Here is a 381-nt window from a genome sequence, read left to right as displayed (position 1 = left end):
CGCCCAGGCGCCCGTCGCGGCACCGGACACCGAAGCGGCCGCCGCCCCGGAGGCCGTCACGGTCCTGTCCGTCCCGGCCTGGGCTCCGGCCCCCGTCGCGCCGGGCCGCCGCCACGACCGCCGCGCGGTCGTGCTGTGCGGGGTCGACGGCGACGTCCCCGGGGCGATCCGGCTGGAGACCGCCAAACAGCGGCCGGAGAGCCGGTTCCGCGACCTGTCCTGGCAGCTGCTGGAGACCGTCCGGGGCCTGGCGGCCGGGGACGGCACGGTGCTGGTCCAGGTGGTCACGGACACCGCGGCCCTGGCCGGCCTGCTGCGCTCGGTGGCCAAGGAGGACCCCGGGGTCCTTGGCCAGGTGATCGTCCTGGACGGCGCCGCGGG

General features: G+C 78.7%; 1 pseudogene. It reads left to right on the top strand.

The features are described 5' to 3' along the window. Positions 1–381 (top strand): annotated as a pseudogene (locus AE652_RS37125) (hypothetical protein); the annotation flags it as partial.

The sequence above is a fragment of the Kitasatospora sp. MY 5-36 genome, from assembly GCF_001182915.1.
Taxonomy (GTDB): Bacteria; Actinomycetota; Actinomycetes; order Streptomycetales; family Streptomycetaceae; genus Kitasatospora.
The sequence above is the reverse complement of the archived record's forward strand: the minus strand, read 5'-3'. Positions and strand labels throughout refer to the sequence as shown.